This window comes from Paraburkholderia sp. SSBN10T (assembly GCF_056619545.1).
The window spans coordinates 109713-130701 of record NZ_JBWQQI010000023.1; the positions used below are offsets into that span (position 1 = coordinate 109713).

22 protein-coding genes are annotated in these 20989 nt (G+C 60.5%); 5 read left to right on the plus strand and 17 right to left on the minus strand.

Going from position 1 to position 20989, the window contains the following annotated elements:
- The first annotated feature begins 250 nt into the window (after positions 1 to 250).
- The gene (locus AC1ECK_RS29035) at positions 251 to 1153 is read left to right on the plus strand and encodes a queuosine precursor transporter (protein WP_480325367.1); all 903 of its coding nucleotides are present in this window, start codon (positions 251 to 253) and stop codon (positions 1151 to 1153) included.
- Positions 1154 to 1245: 92 nt separating this feature from the next.
- Here AC1ECK_RS29035 and AC1ECK_RS29040 read toward each other — a convergent pair whose 3' ends face one another.
- Positions 1246 to 2022, minus strand: a complete 777-nt coding sequence (locus tag AC1ECK_RS29040) for a methyltransferase domain-containing protein (protein ID WP_480325369.1) — start codon at positions 2020 to 2022, stop codon at positions 1246 to 1248.
- The gene (locus AC1ECK_RS29045; RefSeq protein ID WP_480325371.1) at positions 2015 to 2899 is read right to left on the minus strand and encodes a helix-turn-helix domain-containing protein; all 885 of its coding nucleotides are present in this window, start codon (positions 2897 to 2899) and stop codon (positions 2015 to 2017) included. Before AC1ECK_RS29045 ends, AC1ECK_RS29040 begins: the two co-directional genes overlap by 8 nt.
- 553 nt (positions 2900 to 3452) lie before the next feature.
- Between AC1ECK_RS29045 and AC1ECK_RS29050 the strand changes: the two genes are divergently transcribed.
- Positions 3453 to 3896 (plus strand): hypothetical protein, encoded by a 444-nt coding sequence (locus tag AC1ECK_RS29050; protein ID WP_480325373.1) that lies wholly within the window; start codon positions 3453 to 3455, stop codon positions 3894 to 3896.
- A gap of 156 nt (positions 3897 to 4052) precedes the next feature.
- Here the strand turns inward: AC1ECK_RS29050 and AC1ECK_RS29055 are convergent, their stop codons facing one another.
- The 15 genes from AC1ECK_RS29055 to nac form a co-directional block, all read right to left on the minus strand.
- On the minus strand, positions 4053 to 4808 hold the full coding sequence (locus AC1ECK_RS29055; RefSeq protein ID WP_480325417.1) for a glucose 1-dehydrogenase: 756 nt from the start codon (positions 4806 to 4808) through the stop codon (positions 4053 to 4055).
- A 55-nt stretch (positions 4809 to 4863) separates the two neighbouring features.
- The gene (locus AC1ECK_RS29060) at positions 4864 to 5367 is read right to left on the minus strand and encodes a gluconokinase (RefSeq protein WP_480325375.1); all 504 of its coding nucleotides are present in this window, start codon (positions 5365 to 5367) and stop codon (positions 4864 to 4866) included.
- Positions 5368 to 5478: 111 nt separating this feature from the next.
- Positions 5479 to 6327, minus strand: a complete 849-nt coding sequence (locus AC1ECK_RS29065; protein WP_480325377.1) for a transporter substrate-binding domain-containing protein — start codon at positions 6325 to 6327, stop codon at positions 5479 to 5481.
- Between the two features lie 85 nt (positions 6328 to 6412).
- Positions 6413 to 7141: an amino acid ABC transporter ATP-binding protein gene (locus AC1ECK_RS29070; protein WP_480325379.1), complete on the minus strand. Its 729-nt coding sequence runs from the start codon at positions 7139 to 7141 to the stop codon at positions 6413 to 6415.
- A gap of 27 nt (positions 7142 to 7168) precedes the next feature.
- Entirely contained in the window at positions 7169 to 7918 is a 750-nt protein-coding gene (locus AC1ECK_RS29075) for an amino acid ABC transporter permease (protein ID WP_480325381.1), read from the minus strand.
- A gap of 1 nt (position 7919) precedes the next feature.
- Positions 7920 to 8621 (minus strand): amino acid ABC transporter permease, encoded by a 702-nt coding sequence (locus AC1ECK_RS29080; RefSeq protein WP_480325383.1) that lies wholly within the window; start codon positions 8619 to 8621, stop codon positions 7920 to 7922.
- Positions 8622 to 8929: 308 nt separating this feature from the next.
- Positions 8930 to 9940: a 2-hydroxyacid dehydrogenase gene (locus AC1ECK_RS29085; RefSeq protein ID WP_480325385.1), complete on the minus strand. Its 1011-nt coding sequence runs from the start codon at positions 9938 to 9940 to the stop codon at positions 8930 to 8932.
- Positions 9941 to 10104: 164 nt separating this feature from the next.
- Entirely contained in the window at positions 10105 to 10863 is a 759-nt protein-coding gene (locus AC1ECK_RS29090) for an SDR family oxidoreductase (RefSeq protein WP_480325387.1), read from the minus strand.
- A 160-nt stretch (positions 10864 to 11023) separates the two neighbouring features.
- The gene (locus AC1ECK_RS29095; protein ID WP_480325389.1) at positions 11024 to 11797 is read right to left on the minus strand and encodes a LamB/YcsF family protein; all 774 of its coding nucleotides are present in this window, start codon (positions 11795 to 11797) and stop codon (positions 11024 to 11026) included.
- A gap of 26 nt (positions 11798 to 11823) precedes the next feature.
- Positions 11824 to 12294, minus strand: coding sequence for an acetyl-CoA carboxylase biotin carboxyl carrier protein (locus AC1ECK_RS29100; RefSeq protein WP_480325391.1), 471 nt, complete (start codon positions 12292 to 12294; stop codon positions 11824 to 11826).
- A gap of 3 nt (positions 12295 to 12297) precedes the next feature.
- Positions 12298 to 13305: a 5-oxoprolinase subunit C family protein gene (locus AC1ECK_RS29105; protein WP_480325393.1), complete on the minus strand. Its 1008-nt coding sequence runs from the start codon at positions 13303 to 13305 to the stop codon at positions 12298 to 12300.
- A complete protein-coding gene (pxpB, locus tag AC1ECK_RS29110) occupies positions 13302 to 13973 on the minus strand; it encodes a 5-oxoprolinase subunit PxpB (protein WP_480325419.1) in 672 nt (223 codons plus the stop codon). Before pxpB ends, AC1ECK_RS29105 begins: the two co-directional genes overlap by 4 nt.
- An 83-nt stretch (positions 13974 to 14056) precedes the next feature.
- The gene (gene accC / locus AC1ECK_RS29115) at positions 14057 to 15409 is read right to left on the minus strand and encodes an acetyl-CoA carboxylase biotin carboxylase subunit (protein ID WP_480325395.1); all 1353 of its coding nucleotides are present in this window, start codon (positions 15407 to 15409) and stop codon (positions 14057 to 14059) included.
- A gap of 6 nt (positions 15410 to 15415) precedes the next feature.
- Positions 15416 to 15904 (minus strand): acetyl-CoA carboxylase biotin carboxyl carrier protein, encoded by a 489-nt coding sequence (accB, locus tag AC1ECK_RS29120; RefSeq protein ID WP_480325397.1) that lies wholly within the window; start codon positions 15902 to 15904, stop codon positions 15416 to 15418.
- A 127-nt stretch (positions 15905 to 16031) separates the two neighbouring features.
- Positions 16032 to 16958 carry a nitrogen assimilation transcriptional regulator NAC gene (gene nac / locus AC1ECK_RS29125; protein ID WP_480325399.1) on the minus strand — a complete coding sequence of 309 codons (927 nt, stop codon included), beginning with the start codon at positions 16956 to 16958 and terminating at the stop codon, positions 16032 to 16034.
- Positions 16959 to 17234: 276 nt separating this feature from the next.
- On the opposite strand from nac, the gene AC1ECK_RS29130 reads away from it, so the two are divergent.
- The 3 genes from AC1ECK_RS29130 to AC1ECK_RS29140 form a co-directional block, all read left to right on the plus strand.
- Entirely contained in the window at positions 17235 to 18443 is a 1209-nt protein-coding gene (locus tag AC1ECK_RS29130) for an aspartate transaminase (RefSeq protein WP_480325401.1), read from the plus strand.
- 126 nt (positions 18444 to 18569) lie between these two features.
- Entirely contained in the window at positions 18570 to 19679 is a 1110-nt protein-coding gene (locus AC1ECK_RS29135) for a porin (RefSeq protein WP_480325403.1), read from the plus strand.
- Positions 19680 to 19972: 293 nt separating this feature from the next.
- The coding region (locus tag AC1ECK_RS29140; protein ID WP_480325405.1) for an L-idonate 5-dehydrogenase at positions 19973 to 20989 on the plus strand (1017 nt) is incomplete at its 3' end.

Below are 20989 nucleotides of genomic sequence, written 5' to 3' on the forward strand. Positions count from 1 at the left end.
CGTCTTGACTGAGATTTGCAGACGCCGGATTCCCCGCCATATTTCAACCTATCAATCTTGCTAGGTTCGGATTCTTTTGCATCGCGAGACTATCCGAGGGAGTTAGGCGGATTCCGCGTTGATCACAGAGCTTGCGCCTTTATCCGAATGTTCCCTTGTACTTTACTTCCGATCTCCGAGGAAAGTCGTGCTGATACAGACACTCTTTGAAGCATTCCACGCCAGGCCATACAAGATCTGTGGATATGAAATGTCGGAGCAACGTGAGGTCGTCGTTAAGTATTCTCTCCGAAACAAAAGGGCTGGGAAAATCTTCCGCAAGGCAGCGAAAGATATCTTGCTCGACAACGGCCTGCGCAAGAATTTCGACTACGACGATCTGGTCGAAATCACGTCCGTCGTGCAGCGCGACAGCATTCTCAGGAACGGCGATATCGACCAGAATATTCTCGGCCGTTATCAGCGCGCCAACAAACCGCTGTATGCCTTTTATCCTTACCTGGTCGCGATGACTGTAGTGGTATGGTGTTTCTGCGCGCTGCTGGGGCATCGATTTCTTTCCGCGACTTTCTTCGGCGTGAATGTCGTTCTGCCCGGCGGCATAGCGATCTTCCCCGTCATTTATTTCATGGCCGACCTCATACAAGAGGTCTACGGCTACGCGCGGCTGCGTCAGACGTTATGGATTTGCATCGTCTCCCATATTTCGATTGGAGTGCTGACCAGTGCAGTGATGTCGATACAGCCCGCCTCGTTTGTTGACGAACACGCCTATCGAACGGTCATGGATCAACAATGGAGGATGATCATCGGCAATGTGATTGGGATGATCGCGGGCTTCACGATCAATGGAGTGATTCTTGCGAAGCTCAAGATCAGGTTCAATGGGAAGAACCTCTGGCTGAGGACGATCGTGTCGACACTGTGCGCCGAGTTCGTCTACTCGTACGTGTGCAGCTTCATCGCCTTCCATCATAATTTGCCCGTCACTGACCTGATCAAGCTGCAATTTATGATGGTGGTCGTAAAGGTGATGTGGGAAGTGGTTGCCACGCCGTTCCTGTATGTCACCTCGCACCTGCTGAAGAAGCGGGAAGGCGTCGATGTGTACGACTATTACACAAACTTCAATCCGTTCTCGCTTGCTGTGTAAGCGCCGAATATGGGCATGTGGGATCGATCGTTTCGCGCCTTCCTCCATGCCAGGGCACGGCTACGGCGGCGTGCTGGATCGCCGCTTAAACGTTAAATCCGAGCGCGCGCAATGACAAAAATTCTCTCAAACGGGAGCGTGCACGAGCCATTGTCGTTTTTATAGTGCAGTGCCAGTTGGCCCGCATAGCTGTCGCAGAACGCCTCGAACGCTGTTTGATCAAGCAGGCTGCTTATCGGCCGGAGAGGCGCTCCTTTGGCCCACTCGACGAGTCCGTCCACGCCGGCAAACCTCTGCTCGTAGGTCGATGTCCAGATTTCGTATGTCACACCCAGCGAGTCCAGGATGGATTCGTACTCACTGGCTGCCAGAACCGGAGCCCGCCGCAGTTTCCCTTGCAGGCGGCTCTTCCAGTCAGGCGCATCGGCAACCTTGAGGATCGATGTGTAAAACGGCGTGTGGAACATGTTCGGCATCTGTATCGCCAGTGTTCCGCCAACCGACAGAAGCTTGATCAGGCGTGCCACTTGTTCCGCGTGATTGGGAACCCACTGCAACGACGATCCGAGATAAATCAGATCGGGCTTTTCATCGCTATCGAATGTTTCGATATGGCCGGTGCGCCAATGGACGTTGAGCGCCGCCTGTTTGCGACGGGCCTCCTCGATCAGGGCGGCGGAAGAATCTATAGCGCATATTCTTGCGTCGGGATAGCGTGTGCGAAGCGCCAAGGTCGAGCAATCGCCGGCGCCACATCCCATGTCGACGATTTGCTTCGGGTCGCCTTGAAGCTTCGCGATCAGGTCGTCATTGGGCCGCACACGCTCGGCTATGAAAGCGTGGTATTGAGTTGCATCCCATTCAATCATCCCGGCGGATCTCCTTGACCAGACCAAGCTTGCGATATCGCCCCTGCAGCAAGGGCATGGATTCGAACTCGAGGTCCGAAAAATGGATCAATTCGTTGTGCTGCTTTCTGGCGTAGTTCCCGACGACGATCTCTCCTTCCATCGTCTGGATAAGAAATATATCGCCGACTGAAAACCCCGCATCGAAGTCCACGATCAGCAGATCGCCCGGCCGGATGATCGGCTCCATCGCGCGGAAATTGCCCACCTGAGTGGCATACAGCTTAGGTTCGGAGAACTTGGTACGCGCGTGGTCGAGCGAACCATCCGCCAAAGATTCGGGTAGAAGGAGCAACCGGCTCCATGGGAGTAGCGGAACGCGATAGTTCTGGAGCCGATGCTCGTTGGTCTCGCCTTTGCGTCTGTGTGTATCGAGTTTTTCTTCGGCCCTCAGTTGCTGGAGGGAAACCGAAAAAAACTCGGCGATCGGTACCAGCGATGCGTCGGTCGGAGTAAGCGTGCGGCCAAGAAGGATATTGTTGATGATCTTCTGCGATACGCCCGTGAGTCTCGATAATTCGCGCTCGCTGATGCAAACGTCGTCAATTAAAAATCTCAGCACTTCAGCAGTGGACTGAAACGAAACCGGGCCGGTATGCGTTCCTGAAAGATCGGATATCAAACCCTTGGGACTTACGCAAAAAAATCGCGCCAATGCTCTAAGAGTCGAGGGCCGTGGGTTCGAGGTGCCATTGACGAGCGCCTGGAGGGCAGACAGCGTCACGCCGCTACGCTTCGACAATTCGCTCACGCTCGCTATTCCGTTCTGGCGCATCAGTAACCGGACTTGTTGGGCGAGATTACTCAAGGCGCGGCTTCCCAGGAAGTTGCGCTTCACCCATTGCGCATACACATTGGAAGTCGCTTTGCACTGGCCGTGTGCGTTTTGCCTTTGGACAATTGCGATTGATACACAGCGCATGCTCCGAGGTATTAAGCGCCAAGGCTGTCATATCGCATTCTCTCCGCCTGAATTTCGGGGCGACGGCCTTCGTTTGCCGGCATTGATGGTTTCGCGCAGACGATCAACTTGATAGGCCAAGCTAAATGCTCTACACTCAAAACAGGTATTCGATTTAACCTGTTTTGAGTGTAGAGCATTTCATGTTCAATGAATACGGCGTAAGTGCATAGGAGCGGCTGACACTAGCGTGAGCATCGCTGATCCTGTGGTAGCCGTCGCTATTATAGGTGTGCTTTCGCTCAAGCTGCTAGCGGCGAAGTGGAGTGTATGAGGTTCGCATAGTCTCGTAAGCGTTATTTTTTGCGTCTTCTGCTTATTTATATATTTTGCATAACTGATCGATTGACTGCACTCGATCATGACAAGGAACCGAAGGGACGCCGTGAGAACGACTACCAGACATCGCGCCCCAGACAAAGGAGGGTAAATGCTCGCTGACACCTTAACCCAGACAGGTGGCAAGGCGACACGACATGACACTGCGCAGTCCGGATCGCAGTCTCGCTTTTACTGTCGAGATGGCCGCGCCCTGCCCCTGCATGGTTCGATGGACGCCGCGGTGCGCGGCACATATCTTGGGCTCTTTCACGGCCGCGATAAGCTGGACGCGGAAATGGCAGCGCTCGGGTTCCAAGGTCCGGCGATCGGCCCGCTGCGTTATGCCCGCACTGCATACGGGGCGCATCTTTACCTTATGTTCGAAGACCCCCAAATCGCACGAATCTTCTTTCCGGATTTCGAGCTGATGGTCGACCACGATAGTTCGACCAGCCCGCAGTATGAAATAGTGATCGACCTCGTAGAAGGCATGATCGCGTATGACGGTCGTTTCTTCGGCGACTGGGCCGTGTTTTACCACCACGGTTCGTAATCAGCCTCCCGTTTTCTTTAGAGACCGACTCAGAAGGACTGCTCCGTACGCCTGAAGCTGTTCCAGCAGACGAGGGGGCACCGGATTTGAGGCATACTTCGTGAATGTCGGCCCGACGCTCAAAGCGAACGCGCAAGCGACAAGTTAAAGCACACACTACAGCGTTGCGGTCACCCCACCATCCACGTAAAGAACGTGACCGTTGACAAAGTTCGAAGCGTTGCTCGCCAGGAAGACCGCTGCGCCGACGAGATCTTCCACATCGCCCCAACGCCGCGACGGCGTTCGTCCAATCAGCCACTTGCTGAATGTCTCGTCCTTGACCAGCGCCTCGGTCAATTCGGTCTTGAAGTAGCCCGGCCCCAAACCGTTGACCTGAATGCCGTGCTGGCCCCAATCGATCGCCATGCCCTTTGTCAGCATCTTCACGGCGCCCTTGCTGGCGGTGTAAGCGGCAATGTTGGGACGGCCCAGCTCGCTTTGGACCGAACAGATGTTGATGATCTTGCCGCGCCGGCGCCCGATCATATGCCGCGCGACTGCCTGCCCGACCAGGAACACGCTGTCGACGTTGGTCTTGATCAACTCCTGCCATTGCTCATGGGAAAACTCTTCGAGCGGGGCGCGACGCTGCATGCCGGCGTTGTTGACAAGAATGTCGATCGCACCGATCTCACGCTCGATATAGGCGATCGCCGCTGCGACCTCATCGGCCGACGTCACGTCGAAACTCGACGCATGGACGGTCGCTCCCTCATCGCGCAAACGGCTGACGGCCGCCGCCAACCTGGTCTCGTCGCGTCCATTCAGAATGAGTTCGGCGCCTGCGCCGGCCAATCCTTTTGCGAGTGCGTAGCCGATACCAGTACTCGATCCGGTGACCAGAGCACGACGCCCTGACAGATCGAACATATTCAAATTGCTATTCAAGTCAACCTCCCCTCGACTCTAATTCGTCCAATTTCCATCAAGCGCCCGCGGATATGCCCAGCCATTGCATCACCGCTCTCACATTGCTGGCGCGGTCTTCCGAAGCCGAAAGATGGAGCACCCCGGCTTCGCCCACGGGAGACTCGAGTGTATCGAACTGATCCGCAACCAGGGTCGCCGGGAACTCATGATCGGTCCGCCCGGCCACCCGCGCAAGCGCCTCGGACAAGGGAATGTCGAGAAACACGAAACGCAGGGCGGCAACATGCGCGCGCATACGCTCCCGGTAACGCCGCTTCAACGCGGAACAGGACAGCACCACCGTACCCTGAATCTCATCCATCCGCCCGGCGAGGCAATCCAGCCACGGCTCGCGATCGGCGTCGCACAACGCGATGCCGCGGCACATCTTGTCGCGGCTCTGCGCGGAGTGATGCTCGTCCCCCTCGATAAAAACGCCGGCAAGCGCGACGGCCAACTCGCGCGCGAGCGTCGATTTACCCGAGCCCGACACACCCATCACCACAATCTTATCTGCCACGTTGCATTATCCAGCTACTTTGCCCCGGCATGAAACCAACCGGATCGCGCCGGCCATTCAACAGGTAACGGTACGCCGACGAGCGCACCGCTACATCGGATGCCTTATGTTTCAGGACACCGGAGTGAACTTGAGCTGGTCGATCGGCGTGACCTTGTCGGTACGGGTCAGGCCATAAGGCGTCTTCGGTCCAAGCCACTTGTCGAAGATCGCGCTCATCTCGCCGCTCTGTTCCATTGCCGCCAAAGCCTTGTTGACGGCGCCAAGCATAGCCGGCTCGTTCTGCCGCAAGCCCACCGCGATCGGCTCGATCAGCATCGGCTCCGACGCAATCGCCACCGCGCCGTCCGTGCCGTCCACCTGCCTGGCGATCTTCGTGGCAGTCATCTGATTGGTCACGAAGCCTTTGACCTTGTTCTGCTCGAGTGCCAGAAACGCCGAGCTGGTATCGTGAAAGGTCACTGCCTGGCCATCCTTGATCGAAAGAGGAATCGACTGTGCGGAAGTCGAGCCGTCGGCGGCGCTGATCTTCTGCCCGGTGAAATCTGCCAGCTTCTTGCTCGCGTCGGCCTTCTTCACGACCAGGACTTCCTTGGTGGAATAGTACGAGTCGCTGAAGGCTATCTGCGTCGCGCGGGTCTTGGTGTAGGCCAGGTTGGCCACCACGATGTCGACACGCCCCAGCTTCAATTGCGGAATGCGCGCTTCGACGGCCAGCGGCTCCAGCTTCGCCTTCACGCCGAGCTGTTTTGCCACGGCGTTGCACAGGTCTACATCCATGCCTTCTAGCTGACGCGTCTGCGCATTCGGATACGAGAACGGCTCGACATTCGAATACACGCCGCAACTCAACTCACCGCGGCCCTTGATATCGGCCAGTTGATCTGCATGAGCCGAGGCAAGCGGTGCAAGTGCGCCACCCATGACCAAGATCCCCGCGAAAATTTTCTTTACCTGCATCGTGATGCTCCTGAAGTGTATGTGTAAAGCAACCCATTGCTGATCAAAGGTGGGCAATCGGAACCGCTGAGGCTAACGCTGCGCGTCAATGCGTACGAAGGTCAGACAAGAATCGCTGCGCGCGTTCATGTTTCGGCCGCGAAAAAAACGCTTCGGGTTCTGCCGTTTCGAGAATCTTCCCCGCGTCCATGAACCACACGCGATCGGCCACTTCGCGCGCAAAACCCATCTCATGCGTGACGCACATCATCGTCATGCCTTCCTGCGCGAGACTCTTCATCACGTTCAGCACTTCGCCGACCATCTCGGGGTCGAGCGCGCTGGTCGGTTCGTCGAATAGCATGGCCGGCGGATCCATCGCCAGTGCTCGCGCAATCGCAACGCGTTGCTGCTGGCCGCCCGACAATTGCGGCGGGAAAGCCTTGGCCTTGTTGGACAGGCCCACACGCGACAGCAGATCTGCCGCCTTGCGTTCCGCTTCCGCGCGCTTGAGGCCATGCACACGCATCGGCGAAAGCGTGATGTTGTCGAGCACGGACAGGTGCGGAAACAGGTTGAACTGCTGAAACACAAAACCGACGCGGCTGCGGTACGCATTCAGACCCAGCTTCCTGTCATGAATGTCCTGGCCATCGAAAAAGATCTGGCCGCGATTGATCTCCTCGAGCCGGTTGACGGTGCGAATCAATGTCGACTTACCCGATCCGGACGGCCCGCACACCACCACGACCTCGCCTTTGCGAACTTCGGCGTTCACGTTCACAAGAGCGTGATATTCGCCATACCATTTGTCGACGCTGGAAAACCTGATCATGCGAATTACCTCGAAATGATTGAACGCCTAGTTCTCGGTAGGCAGCGGATCGGCCAGCGCAACGGCGTCCGCTTTGCGGGACTTCGCCACGGCGCCGGCGCGTTTGCGTGTCACGCGCCGCTCCAGATACTGCGCAAGCTGAGTCAGCGCGTAGCAAAGGGCGAAATAGCTCAAGGCGAGAATCAGGTACACCGGAAACGGTTTTGTCAGCAGCCGGTTGTTGATCTGATCCGCCGCGAAGGAGATCTCCTGCACGTTGATGATGTAGCCGAGCGAAGTCTCCTTGATGGTCGAAACGAACTGCGTCACCATGCTCGGCACTACGTTGTAAAGCGCCTGTGGCAGGATGACCGCGCGCATGGTTTTCATATAGCTCAGGCCGAGCGCACGCGAGGCTTCCGCTTGTCCTTTCGGCAGTCCCTCGATGCCCGCACGGATGATCTCGCCGAGATAAGCGGAGTCGTAGATCACCAGCGCGCACAGCATCGTGACGAATCCGGTTACCGGGTAGCCGGTCAGGACAGGCACGAGAAAGTACACCCAGAAGATCACCATCAGCAGCGGAATGCCGCGCACCATGTAGACAAGGCCCGTTGCCGGCGCCCGCAGAAAGGGGAACGGGCTGATACGAGCCAAAGCGACCACAATACCCAGCGGAAAGGCAATGACGAGTGCTGAAAGCGACAGCAGTATCGTCAGCACGATGCCGCCTAGCGGCCCATGTGGATACTGCCCGATAAGCAGCAGCATCCAGTTGTCGCGCAGGATGTCGAACATGTCACTTCGCTCCTGGAATGCGGTAGTGCGTCGCTATTCTCGCGCCGCCCAGCATGATGACGAGGGACAGGCCGAGATACACCACCGTGGCGACGAAATACGATTCGAATGACAGGAAGGTTTCGTTCTCGATCTGCCGGGTCACATAGGTCAGCTCCGCGGCGCCGATCGCCATGGCGAGACTCGTATTCTTGAACAGCAGCACCGCGTGATTGACCATCGGCGGAATTGCGTTGCGCAGCGCCTGCGGCAAAACCACGAAACGCATGCCGTTCAGGAAGTTCAGACCCAGCGCGCGCGAGGCTTCATACTGACCATAGGGAATCGCGCGCAGTCCGCTGCGAATGTCCTCGGAGAGATACGCCGCACTGCACAAGCCGATTGCGATCACCGCGAAAACGAACTGCCCGTTGTAGTGGTTCAGCAGCGCCTGCAGCGAGTCCGGCAGGATGTTCGAAATGCCGAAGTACCAGAACAGGATTTGCACCAGCATCGGCACATTGCGATGGTATGCAACGAACGTCGAGACGAAGGCCGTGGCGAAACGATTGTTGGTGAGGCGGATCAGCGTGAGAAGAATCCCGACCACCAGCGAGAGGACCCACGCCAGCACAGCCATCGCAAGAGTGAGTTCGATCCCGTGGAGAAACAACGCCCCATAGTCGCCTTGCAGCACTGTCGCCAGATCAAAATGAAGTTTCATGTTGCCCATCCCAATGATTCGGATCGAAGCGATGACCACGGTCTGCATCGACCTGCGGCAGCATCGTTGTCCCTGCGGAGGTCGTCATCGACTCCTGTGTTGAATTGATACTAGCTCGCAAAAAAAGGCCGTTGCAGAGGCCTTTCTTCTGGTGCAATAAGTTTCGGGAATGATGAATCGAGAGGGTTGACGGCACTGGAACTGACGCGGTTCAGCATGATATTTGTCTCCTGTATGCAGCGCCTCTCCGGGCGCACATCATTGCATGCGAAACGATACCCGGCGCAGCCTGCCGCGCCGGGCACCGGTCAGGCAGTTGCGCTCAAGCGCGTCAGAACCTGCGGATTGACCGGTGTCGGCGGCTTGCCGGCCGAGGCGCCGCAACCGAGCGCGGCGAGCAAATTGTCTGCGCAAAGCGAGGCCATCGCGCGTCGCGTGCTGACCGACGCACTGCCGATGTGCGGCGTCAGAACCACGTTCTTTTGCGCGAGCAGCGCCGGACAAACCGCCGGCTCGCCTTCGAATACGTCCAGACCGGCCGCCGCGATGCTGCCTTCGTCGAGCGCCACCGCCAAGGCCGCATCGTCCACCACGCCGCCCCGGGCAATATTGGTCAGCGTCGCCGACGACTTCATCTGCTTGAGCTCCGCCGCGCCGATCGCATGGTGCGAGCTGGCCGAGTACGGCACCACGACGATCAGGTGATCGGACTCGCGCAGCAGCGTTTCCTTGTCGACATAGCGGGCGCGGCAGCTCGCCTCGACTCCCGCTGCCAGTTGCGAACGGTTGTGATAGATCACCCGCATGTCAAAACCGAACGCGCCGCGCCGTGCAATGGCCTGGCCGATGCGGCCCATGCCGAGAATGCCGAGCGTCGCACCATGCACGTCGCTGCCGACGAACATGTCGTAGCGCCCGGTTTTGGTCCATTCTCCCGCGCGCAGAAAATGTTCCGACTCGGTGATGCGCCGCGCCGCCGCCATCATCAGCGCGAAGCCGAAGTCGGCGGTGGTATCGGTCAGCACGTCCGGCGTATTCGTCACCAGCACGCCGCGCGCGGTGCAGGCGTCCACATCGATGTTGTTGTAGCCGACGCCGATATTGCACACCGCCTTGAGCTGCGGGCAGGCGTCGAGCAAGGTAGCGTCGATCCGGTCGCTGCCTGCGGTCATGGCGCCCACCTTGCCTTGCAGCCGGGCAATCAGCTCCGCTTGCGTCCAGATCGTATCTTCCGGGTTGTCGGTCACCTCGAAGTTCGCGCGCAGGCGATCGACGATGTCCGGAAATGACGCACGGGTAACCAGTACCGATCCACGCATGGAAAACCTCCTTGTTGAGCTCTGCTGATGTTTCTCACGCATGCATTGCGCAAGAGCCGGAATGTGTTAGCCGAACGGATCGCCGTTCGCGCGTGCGCGGGCGCCGACTACCAGCGCCAGCAGCCGGTCCACCAACGCGGCAAGCTTCGAAGACAGGCTTGCACTTACTCGTCGTGACCGGCCGGTTCGCGCTTGATCGTCGTCAACCCGCCGGGCACCTGCAGCGTGGGCAGGATTTCCATATTGCTGATGTTGACCGCCAGCGGTGCGGCGATCGCGAAGGCGATCGCATCGGCGATATCGGAGGGCAGCGGCAACTCGAAACCGTCGATAAATTTCTTGCGTGCTTCTTCGATATCGCCATGCACGTGGCCGAAGATGTCAGTAGCGACGCGCCCCGGGCAGATCTCCGTCACGCGCACGCGCCTACCGGTTGCATCGACGCGCAACTGGCGCGACAAGGCGTGGATACCGGCCTTGGTGGCGCTATAAATGGAGTTGCCGTTGAAGGTGTAGATCCCCGCGATCGAGCTGATATTGACGACATGGCCGCGATCCCGCTCAACCATGCCCGGCATGGTGAGGCGCACCAGATGCAGGACCGCCTGCAGATTCACTTCGACCTGCAAATCGATGTCTGCCGCGCCTGCGTCCAGAATCGAGCCTTTGGTCGAAACGCCGGCATTGTTCACGACAATATCGAACGCGACGTCCTGCGTGAGTTTCGTCAACGCCGCCAGATCGCGCACGTCGATCGCGTGCGGGATACAACCGGTGCGCTGCGCCAGTTCATTCAGACGATCGGCGTTGCGGGCGAGCGCATGCACTTCGAGTCCTTCACGGCAAAAGCGCTCGACGATCGCAGCCCCCATCCCGGTCGAAGCGCCGGTCACCAGCGCGGTCTTGTAGTCTGAAAACGGCATGAATGACCTCTATCTGTAGTTCTGAAATGTCGCACCTTCGAGGCGTGCGACAAGCCTGTTACCAATGTATACGCGGTGAAAACGCAGAGCAAAGACGGATTGACTGTGTAGCAATAAGGCCGGCTTATGGTTCGCCGATGGCTTGACCCACCCCGACCGGCTACGCCTCGCGCACGAGCTTCGATACCGGCACCACCCGGCCGCCCGCCGCTTCGATCGCGCCGCGCACCGTGCGCGCGAGTTCGACGGCGCCCGGCGTATCGCCGTGCAGCAGGATCGATTGGACCTTGACCTTGAGCTTGTTGCCGGCGATCGTCGTGATGGTGCCCTCTTCGAGCAATTCCTTGACACGCGCCAGCACCGCAGCGCGGTCCTTGATGACCGCACCCTCGAGCTTGCGCGACACCAGCGCGCCCTGATCGTCGTAGGCACGGTCGGCGAGAAAGGTATTCGCCGTGCGCATGCCGATGCGCTCGGCGGCCCGCTCGATCTCCGTGTTGGTCGAGACGCTGATGATCAGATCGCGGTCGAACTCGGCGACAGCCCGCACCAGCGGCTCGGCCAGTTCGTACGACGCCGCGGCCATGTTGCCCAGCGCACCGTGAAAGCTCATGTGCGTGACGCGATGCCCGGCGGCTTTGGCAATGCCGGCGAGCGCGCCCATCTGATACACCACGTAGTTGGCCAGTTCCAGCGGATCGGCCTGCATCTGCCGCCGCCCGAAACCCATCAGGTCGGGGAAGCCGACATGCGCGCCGACCTCGATCTGGCGCGCCAATGCCATCCGCACCGTCTTGTCCATGATCACCGGATCGCCCGCGTGATAGCCGCACGCGACATTGGCTGACGACACGATATCGAGCATCGCTTCGTCCTCGCCCATCCGGTACGGTCCAAAGCCTTCACCGAGGTCCGCGTTCAGGTCGATTTCCACAATTCACTCTCCGTTCTTTGATTGCTCTATGCCGCCGGCGAGAGCTCGAGCAAGGGTGTGCCATACCCGACCGTCGTTCCGTGCGCGGCAAGTATCCGCGCGACCACGCCGTGCACCGGCGCGACCACGGGAACGCACAACTGCGCGATCCGCAGCAAGCCGACGATGTCGCCCGGTTTCACGTGAGCGCCAGCTTCTACCAAGGGCGTCGAGCGCGACGGGTGCGTCGTCAGAAAGATGCCGGCCGAGCCGGCGCTCACGCTGACGATCTGCCGCTGCGCACTGTTGCCGTGCGACGCCCTCGCCTCTGCTGCTGGAACCGCAGGCGAAACCACTTCACCCGCCACGCTTGTCCCGGTTGCACACGAAACCTGTTCCATCGTCAAACGAATCGTCGCCCCGGGCCTGCTAATTTCGATGAACTCGATATCGACCGCTGCCAGCCATGATGTGATCTGTCGAAGCTCGCCGATATCCACTTCGTTTTTTTGGGTCATGTTTCAGTGTCGGGATTGACGAAAGAGCTCGACGAGATTGCGCACCTTGACGAGATAGCCGTTCAGTTCGTCCAGTGCCGCGACGGCTTCCGGATAGGTGGTCTGAACAAAACGAATCTTCGTACCAATGCGCGCCTGCGCGAGCCGCCACAAATCCGCTTCGATGACCGTGCCGATCTTCGGATAGCCGCCCGAGGGCTGCGCATCCCGCAGTTGAATGATCGGCTGCCCGTTATGCGGCACCTGGATCACGCCGGGCACGATTCCGTGCGAGCGCTTTTCGATCGCACGGATCGCAACCAATGCCGGACCGGCGAGACGATATCCGTAGCGGTCGCTCTGCGGCGTCACTTTCCAGCCGTCGCGCCAGAACGCTTCCAGCGATTCCGGCTCGTAGCAGTCGTATTCGGCGGCGGGCAGCACGCGGACCACGGTTTCGCCCGCCTCGGCTGGCAAAACGGCTGACGGCGCCGGCAACGAATACTCAGGCGGCACGGTGCCGAATCCCGCGAGATGCGCAGGATCTTGCGGCGCGGCGCGGCCGGCAAATTCCGCTGCCTTCAGCACATCGCCTTTCTGCAACTGACGGCCGTGGTAACCACCGAACTGACCGCGCAATTGAGTGCTGCGGGAGCCGAGCACGACAGGCACATCGACACCGCCGGCAAGCGACAGGTAACAGCGCGTGCCGCTGGCGGGCACGCCTATCGTCAACACGTCGCCCTGTTTCGCCTGCACCGTCCACCACGGCAGCACCGGCCGCTCGCCCAGCCGCGCCGCGCAATCGGCGCCGGTGATCGCGAAGGCGAGATCTTCGAGAAAGCGGATGCGGAACGGGAACATCGGAATCTCGATGCCGGCTGCATCGTCTGGATTGCCGAGCAACAGGTTGCCGATCGCGAGCGCGAGCCGGTCCATCGCACCGGCTGTGCCCACGCCGTAGCGCAGATAGCCTTCACGCCCCTGGTCCTGCACCGTCGCAAGCGCGGACGACGACAGTATTTCGATCATGGAACAATCCTCTCGACGCGGAAAAGGATCATGTCGCCGGGTGCGAGCGTCGCGGGATTCTCGCGCGCCGGGTCGAAGAACGACATCGAAGTATGGCCGATGGTGTTCCAGCCGCTCGGCCCCGTGGATGCCGAGACGCCGGTCTGCACGCCGCCGATCGACACTGCGCCGCCGGGCAAACCGAGCACCGGCACCTTGCGCCGAGGCGTGGCGATCCTCGGGTCCATTCCGCCGAGATAGCAGTAGCCCGGATGGCTGCCGAGCGCATAGACCGTATAGAGCGGCGCGCAGTGCAACTGCACGACTTCATCGACAGACAGTCCGGTGTGATCGACCACGTCCTGCAGATGCGGCCCGAACTCGCCGCCGTATTCCACCGGCAGTTCCACGATTCGCCCTTCGATCTGCAATTCGTCTGCCGCGGCCCACGCGTCGCGCAACGCAGCGTCGAGCGAGTTCAGATCCGCCGGCGGCGCGAAAAACGTCAGCATCAGGTTGGTCACGCCGGGCACCGCTTCACGCACGCCTGGCCATGTTTCGACCTCGCGCGCGAGCGCCCAGATGCGGCGCTGCGCATGCAGATCGAGCGCGCCCGGCGCTTCGAACAGCATCGCCGTGGTGCCCAGCATGCTGATGCGAAGCGGTTGTTCCGATTCGTCCTGTTTCATTGCAAGGGCAGTCCTGTGTGAATCCGGCCGTAGCCGTTCGACTGCCGCCGCGTGCGTGAGCGACGCAGGCTCAACGGTCAGCGTCATGTCTGTTTCCTCTTGGCAAGCCAGCGCTCCAGATGATGAATGTCGGGCCCGCCAGCGCCGAATTCCTCGTCTTCGAGCATAGCCTGATGCAGCGGCACGTTGGTGCGGATGCCTTCGACGCGCATTTCCGAGAGCGCAAGGCGCATACGCGCCAGCGCCTCGTCACGGGTAGCGCCGTGCGTGATCACCTTGGCGATCAGCGAGTCGTAATAAGGCGGCACCACAGCACCGCAGCTCATATGCGAGTCCACCCTCACGCCGTTGCCGCCCGGCAGGTCCCACACGGAAATCTTCCCCGGGCACGGCATGAAAGTGAACGGGTCTTCGGCGTTGATCCGGCATTCCAGCGCATGTCCCTGCGTGCGAATGTCCGCTTGACGAATCGTCAATGCGTGCCCTTGGGCGATGCGAATCTGTTCCCGCACGATATCGATGCCCGACGTCATCTCCGTCACGGGATGCTCGACCTGCAGCCGCGTATTCATTTCGATGAAGTAGAAGCGGCCGTTCTCGAACAGGAACTCGAAAGTGCCCGCGCCGCGGTAGTTGGTCTGCCGGCACGCCTGAACGCAGCGTTCGCCCACCTGGCGGATCAGTTCCGGATCGATGCCGGGCGCGGGCGCTTCTTCCAGTACCTTCTGATGACGCCGTTGCAGCGAACAGTCGCGCGAACCCAGCCACAGGGCATTGCCGTGCGTATCGCACAAGACCTGAATTTCGACGTGGCGCGGATGTTCGAGAAACTTCTCGACGTAGAGTTCGGGCTTGCCGAAGGCGCGGCGCGCTTCCTCGCGCGTCACCGCGACCGCTTCGAGCAACTGTTCGGGACCGGGCACGACGCGCATGCCGCGCCCGCCGCCGCCGCCCGCCGCCTTGACGATCACCGGATAGCCGATTTCCTCGGCGACTCGCAGAATCTCGGCGGGATCGTCGGGCAGTTCGCCGTCCGGACCCGGCACACAGGGCACGCCGGCCGCGCGCATGGCGCGTTTGGCCGCGACCTTGTCGCCCATGGTGCGGATCGAAGCGGGTTCGGGGCCGATGAAGGACATGCCGGCCGCCTCGACTTGCGCGGCGAAATCGGCGTTCTCCGACAGGAAGCCGTAGCCGGGATGAATCGCCTGCGCGCCGCTCACATGTGCGGCGAACAGGATCGCGGCCTGGTTCAGGTAACTCAGCCCGGGAGCGGCCGGCCCGATGCACAGCGCCTCGTCGGCGAGACGTACATAGCGGGCGTCGGCGTCGACCTCGGAATGCACGGCGACGGTTTTCAGGCCCAATTCGCGGCAGGCGCGCTGGATGCGAAGCGCAATCTCGCCGCGGTTGGCAATCAATACTTTATCGAACATGGTCGTTCAGCCGATCCGGAACAGCGGCTGGCCGGATTCGACCTCACTGCCTGGAACCACGAGAATCTCCAGAACGGTGCCCCTGAATTCGGCTTCGATCGCGTTGAACATCTTCATCGCTTCGATCGTGCAGAGCACTTGCCCTTCTTCGATCGTGTCGCCGGGATTCACGAAGGGCGCCTCGCCAGGCGCCGGCGTGAGATGAACGACGCCGAACATCGGCGCGCAAACGAGGTGCGGCTCCTTCGCGGTTGCGGAGGTTTCACGGGTTGTGTCGACGGATTGAGCCGGGACAGTGGGCTGCGCTGGCGTGCCTTGCACGTCGGGAGCGAACGCCGTAGCCACGCCTTGCTCGCCCGATGGCGCATGAAGCCGCTTGCCGCGCCGTTTCGCCTTCACGAGCTTGACCCTTTCCTCGCCCTCGATGACTTCTAGCCTGGCAAGCGGAGATTCCGCCAACAGGTCGATAAGCGCCTTAATCTTCTGGAGATCCATCTCTGAGTCCGTAGCCGGTTGGATACGCTCCGGCTCGCTTCGAGCCGGGCGATCGACGATGGACTCAATGTATCCGTCATATAAAAATTGCGCCAAGACGGTTTGGCTTTGTAGCGATAAGGCGCGCTTATGTATCGGCGCCAGGCTCGAAGCGCACGTCGAGTGCGAGGTCGCCGGCCAGTTCCAGCAGGATGTCCTTGACGGCCGCTGCGGGCTCGGAAAGCGGCAGATGGTCGGACAGACAGACCGACAGCGGAATCTTGATGACCGGCGACACGATACGGCACTTCACGATGTCGCCCGCCGCCGCGACCACCCGCGCGGTGGAATCGGGCAAGATCGTCGCGCCGATACCCGCGCTCACCGCGGCCGAGAGCGTCGACGCGGATTCGATTTCGGCCACCACTTTCGGGATCATCTGCACGCGCGCGAATCCTTCGTCGACGTACTTGCGCAGATAGTTGTACGGACGCGGCAGCAGCAAAGGCACGTCGCGCAACTCGGTGACGCCGATCTGCTCCTGGGTGATGCCCATGCTGGCGGGAGCGACAAGAAACAATTCCTCGTTCATCAGAAGCTGGAACGACAGGCCATGCACAGGCTTGTCGCCATACAGCACGGCCATGTCCATGCGGCCGTTCATGATCAGTTCGCTGAGCGTCGTGCCGAAGTTCTCGTTGATGTACAACAGGATGTCCGGATGCCTGGCACGCACGGTTCGCAACAGCGGCAACGACAGCGCCGACGCCCCGGTACCGGGCGCGAGGCCCACCGAAACCTGGCCCGACAGCGTCTGGCCGGCGCTCTTCACGTCGGCCTGCGCCTGTTCGTACTGGCGCAGGATCAACTGTGCGTGGCGATACAGCGTCGCTCCTGCCTCCGTGGCCGTGACGCCCCGTTTCGTGCGCACCAGCAGTTGTTGCTGGAACTCGTCTTCGAGCGTGATCAGTTGCTGGCTCAGCGCCGGTTGGGCGATATGAAGCACCTCGGCGGCCTGGGTCAGGCTGCCGATATCGACAATCTTCACAAAGTACTTCAAACGCCGCAGGTTCACGGTAGTCGCAACTCAACGTTGGGAGATGGCAACAATAATAGGGCAAGCGCCGCCCGCCGCACAGTGCCGAAAAAAACTCCCGGCCCGTCCCTCCCAGGCCGAACGAGCCGCTGTATCAGCGTATTCCCGCATGCGAACACGCCCCACCAGGCCGGACCCGCGCGCCTATCGTAGTGTCATAAGTGGATGTTATTGCCCCAGCGGAAAGACGTCTTGGCTTGAACTTTTTCGCACGCTTAAGGTGAAGGCTCGTTAAATGCTGCTGAGGAGTCAAGTGTGAGTGCAACGCGCATCGCCGCCCGCGTCCTGCGAATCAAACCTTCGCCGAGCAGCGCCGCGGCCGACCGCGCCGCGGAACTGCGGCGGCAGGGCAAGACCATCGTCAACCTCGTGGTCGGGGAACCCGACTTCGACACGCCGGCGCATATCCGCCAGGCTGCTTTCGAAGCAATGGAGCGTGGCGAAACACGCTATACGCAAACGGCGGGCACGCCGGCGCTGCGCGCCGCCATCGCAGCGAAGCTGCAACGCGAGAACGGTCTTTCGTACGATCCCAAACACATTATTGTGACGTGCGGCGCCAAGCACGCGATCTTCAACGCGCTCGCCGTGACTGTGGAAGCGGGCGACGAAGTCCTGATTCCGGCCCCGTACTGGGTGTCCTACCCGGACATGGCGCTCGCCTGCGACGGCGTGCCGGTCGTCGTACCGTGCAGCGAGGCAGACGGTTTCAAGCTCACGCCCGCCACCCTCGAAGCGGCAATCACGACCCGCACGCGCTGGCTGATCATCAATTCTCCGACCAATCCCACCGGCGCGACCTACACGGCCGGCGAATTGCGTGCATTGGCGGATGTGCTGCTGCGTCACCCGCAAGTGCTGGTGATGCTGGACGACATCTATGAGCACATCCGCTTCGAAGGCGAAGCGCTGCAGCATCTGCTGTCGATCGAACCCGAACTGAGTTCACGGACGCTGGTCGTCAACGGCGTTTCCAAGACTTACGCGATGACCGGCTGGCGCATCGGCTATGCAGCGGGCCCCGCCGATCTGATCGGGGCCATGGATACGCTCCAGTCCCAATCCACCAGCAATGCCACCTCGATCAGTCAGGCCGCGGCGCTCGCAGCGCTGACTGGCGACCAGGCCTTCGTGCAGCAATCCGTGCGGATTTATAAGGAGCGCCGCGACCACGCACTCGAAGCGCTCAACGCGATTCCCGGCATCAGTTGCAAAACGCCCGGCGGCGCCTTCTATCTGTACGTCAATTGCGGCGGCATGATCGGCCGCACGACGCCGCAAGGCAAGCGCCTCGAAGGCGACAGCGACGTTGTTCTGTATCTGCTGGAGCACGCGGGCGTCGCGCTGGTTGCGGGATCGGCCTATGGCGTCTCCCCGTTCTTCCGGATGTCGATCGCCACGAGCATCGAGATCATCGACGACGGCTGCAGGAAGATCGCCGCCGCAGTCGCTGCACTGACCTGATCTGAGAGTAGGGCGACGAGGCGCTACAGCGCAGCGTCGCTCAATATAAAGACATGCCGCTCCGGCAGAACGCGGCAGTCGGTTTGGAGCTTTCCATTTTTCGTCAATCTGCAAGGGGATCTATTCGTGAAAAAATATACTTTAGGTGTACTCACTGGACTTGGGCTGGCCGCTTCAGGAATCGCGCATGCGCAATCGAGCGTCACCCTCTACGGCATTATCGACGAAGCCGTCCGCTACGACACCCACCAGAGCAAATCCGGCGGGACGCTTTTCACAATGGGTAGCGGCGGCGAGATTCAGGGAAGCCGCTGGGGCCTGCAGGGAACCGAGGATCTGGGCGGCGGGATGGCCGCGATTTTCCAGCTCGAAGGCGGCTTCACACCGAATACCGGCGTGACGCAGCAATCCACGCCGTCCGGTACGGCGCGCCTGTTCGGCCGTACTGCGCTGGTCGGACTCAGTAGCTCCTACGGCACGGTGACGCTGGGCCGGCAGTACACCCTCGTGCACGAAATGGGCTGGACGCACGATATCTATGCGTTCGCCAATTACACCGGCACAGTCGGCTTTCAGGGCGCCGGGCTGACCGGCGGTGGGCGTCTCGACAATACCGTGCGCTATACCTCGCCGACGCTTAACGGTTTCACTCTCAAGGGTGCATACACGTTTGGCCAGGCAGCCGGCAACTTTCACCAGAACTCGTCGCCGGCCGTCAGCCTCTCCTATGACAAAGGCCCTTTGAGCGTCGGCGCGGCCTACCAGATCGTCAACGATATCGGCGGCCTGACTCCTTCGACGAGCGTCTACGGCAGCACCTACTTCGGTGTGACGATTCCGGACAGCACACAGAAGATCTTTACGGCGGGCGCAACCTATAAATTCGGCGCAGCGAAGGTGTTCGGCTCGTATATCTACAGCCACGTCTATCCGGCCGACTATCGTAACGACTCGTTCTCCACCGCCGTTCAGTACTACATCACGCCCGCGCTCGTGCTCGATCTGCCGTTCTACATCGACTTCGTCCACCACACGGGCCGGAGCGGCACGCGCATCACCGGCGGCCCGACGCTCGATTACCTGCTGAGCAAGCGCACCGACGTCTATGTCGGTGTGGACTACAACCATCTCACCGGTGCATGGACCACCCTCGCCGCTGCCTCGGGCTCGAACCAGCCGTTCTATGGCTTCAACTCACTCTTCGAAGCCGCCATCGGACTGCGCCACAAGTTCTAGGATCTGCGGCCAACGCAACAACCGTCAATGTCCGGCGTCTCCCGATGCCGGAAGCACGCTTCAAAAGCCAAACCGCATCGGGACACGCAATCGTGTCCCGATCGTCATGCTGGACAAAACGATGATGGTATTTTCCGACGCCAGGAAGGTCATCGAGAGCATCACCAAGGCGCCCGAATAAGTATCCATAAGCGGCAAGTATCGGCCCAGACAACTTTGATCTTTGTCGATTGGGCCTGCAAACGCTAACGTATAGCGTGCTGACCCTGCATTTACCGTTATAGGCGCTTACCATGCATGCACTCGTCATTCACGCACCGCTCGATCTGCGCATCGAGGAGGTGCCCACGCCCGAACCGCAAGCCAACCAGTTGCTGGTACGGGTTCGAGCCGGTGGCATCTGCGGCTCCGATCTTCACTACTTCAATCACGGCGGTTTCGGCACCGTTCGCATCAAGGAACCGATGGTGCTGGGTCACGAAGTGTCCGGCGCCGTCTCGCGAACCGGACCTGGCGTCACGGATATGCCGGCCGGCACGCGGATTTCCATCAGTCCGAGCCGGCCTTGCGGCCTGTGTCAATACTGTCAGCAAGGACTGCAGAACCATTGCCTGGATATGCGCTACTACGGCAGCGCGATGCGCACACCGCACGTGCAGGGCGCATTCCGCCAGGAAATCGTGATCGACCGTTCACAGGCCCACGTGGTGGCGGACTCGTTGAGCGATGCGGAAGCCGCCATGGCCGAGCCGCTCTCCGTCGCGCTGCATGCCGTGCGGCGCGCGGGTCCGCTGCTCGGCAAGCGTGTGCTCGTGACGGGTTGCGGACCGATCGGCGCGCTGATCGTAGCCGCCGCGCGACGAGCCGGCGCCGCGACGATCGTCGCGACCGATGTCAACACGCTGCCGCTCGAGAGCGCAAAAAAGGTTGGAGCGGATCTCGCGCTCAACATTGCCGAGACGCCGGAGGCACTCAAGCCGTTCGCCGTCGACAAGGGCAGCTTCGACGTACTGTTCGAAGCGAGCGGCAACGCAGCGGCATTGCGCGGCGCCTTCGACGTGCTCAAGCCGCGCGGTGTGATCGTCCAGGTGGGACTCGGCGGCGATATCGCCCTGCCGATCAACGTGATCGTCGCCAAGGAATTCGATCTGCGCGGCGCGTTCCGTTTCCACGAAGAGTTCGCGGTGGCCGTCGAGCTGCTGAATAAAGGTTTGATCGACGTGAAGCCCCTGATTTCAGGCATTTTCCCGTATCAGGATTCGGTCAAGGCTTTCCAGACGGCAGGCGATCGCTCCAGATCGATGAAAGTG

What these genes read in the sequence shown, in the direction of transcription:
- AC1ECK_RS29075 (WP_480325381.1), bottom strand. Translation starts at nt 7,918, where the DNA reads ATGTTCGACATCCTGCGCGACAACTGGATGCTGCTGCTTATCGGGCAG.
- AC1ECK_RS29065 (WP_480325377.1), bottom strand. Translation starts at nt 6,327, where the DNA reads ATGCAGGTAAAGAAAATTTTCGCGGGGATCTTGGTCATGGGTGGCGCA.
- AC1ECK_RS29090 (WP_480325387.1), bottom strand. Translation starts at nt 10,863, where the DNA reads ATGCCGTTTTCAGACTACAAGACCGCGCTGGTGACCGGCGCTTCGACC.
- AC1ECK_RS29105 (WP_480325393.1), bottom strand. Translation starts at nt 13,305, where the DNA reads ATGATCGAAATACTGTCGTCGTCCGCGCTTGCGACGGTGCAGGACCAG.
- AC1ECK_RS29100 (WP_480325391.1), bottom strand. Translation starts at nt 12,294, where the DNA reads ATGACCCAAAAAAACGAAGTGGATATCGGCGAGCTTCGACAGATCACA.
- AC1ECK_RS29070 (WP_480325379.1), bottom strand. Translation starts at nt 7,141, where the DNA reads ATGATCAGGTTTTCCAGCGTCGACAAATGGTATGGCGAATATCACGCT.
- accC (WP_480325395.1), bottom strand. Translation starts at nt 15,409, where the DNA reads ATGTTCGATAAAGTATTGATTGCCAACCGCGGCGAGATTGCGCTTCGC.
- pxpB (WP_480325419.1), bottom strand. Translation starts at nt 13,973, where the DNA reads ATGAAACAGGACGAATCGGAACAACCGCTTCGCATCAGCATGCTGGGC.
- AC1ECK_RS29050 (WP_480325373.1), top strand. Translation starts at nt 3,453, where the DNA reads ATGCTCGCTGACACCTTAACCCAGACAGGTGGCAAGGCGACACGACAT.
- accB (WP_480325397.1), bottom strand. Translation starts at nt 15,904, where the DNA reads ATGGATCTCCAGAAGATTAAGGCGCTTATCGACCTGTTGGCGGAATCT.
- AC1ECK_RS29040 (WP_480325369.1), bottom strand. Translation starts at nt 2,022, where the DNA reads ATGATTGAATGGGATGCAACTCAATACCACGCTTTCATAGCCGAGCGT.
- AC1ECK_RS29085 (WP_480325385.1), bottom strand. Translation starts at nt 9,940, where the DNA reads ATGCGTGGATCGGTACTGGTTACCCGTGCGTCATTTCCGGACATCGTC.
- AC1ECK_RS29055 (WP_480325417.1), bottom strand. Translation starts at nt 4,808, where the DNA reads ATGTTCGATCTGTCAGGGCGTCGTGCTCTGGTCACCGGATCGAGTACT.
- AC1ECK_RS29035 (WP_480325367.1), top strand. Translation starts at nt 251, where the DNA reads ATGTCGGAGCAACGTGAGGTCGTCGTTAAGTATTCTCTCCGAAACAAA.
- AC1ECK_RS29080 (WP_480325383.1), bottom strand. Translation starts at nt 8,621, where the DNA reads ATGAAACTTCATTTTGATCTGGCGACAGTGCTGCAAGGCGACTATGGG.